The sequence below is a fragment of the Cupriavidus sp. SIMBA_020 genome (assembly GCF_046535395.1).
Lineage (GTDB): Bacteria > Pseudomonadota > Gammaproteobacteria > Burkholderiales > Burkholderiaceae > Cupriavidus > Cupriavidus campinensis.
Window position 1 is genome coordinate 1 of the sequence record NZ_JAWRWU010000364.1, and the last position, 287, is coordinate 287.

At 64.5% G+C, this 287-nt stretch carries 1 pseudogene; it reads left to right on the forward strand.

Annotation, left to right across the window (positions count from 1 at the left end):
- Positions 1–287, forward strand: a pseudogene (locus SB751_RS29600) (8-oxoguanine deaminase); the annotation flags it as partial.

The following is a 287-nucleotide window of genomic DNA, read 5'->3' on the forward strand; positions in this document are numbered from 1 at the left end:
GTGTGGGCGAATCTCACGCCCGAGATGATCGAGGTGTCGACGCTCACGGCGATGGCCGAGTTGCTGCTGTCGGGCTGCACGACGTCGAGCGACCATCTGTACATCTATCCGAACGGCAGCCGTCTCGACGACAGCATCCGCGCGGCGCAGCAGATCGGCATGCGCTTTCATGCGAGCCGCGGCAGCATGAGCGTCGGGCATAAAGACGGCGGTTTGCCGCCCGATTCGGTGGTCGAGCGCGAGGACGCGATTCTCGCCGACACGCAGCGCCTCATCGAGACGTATCA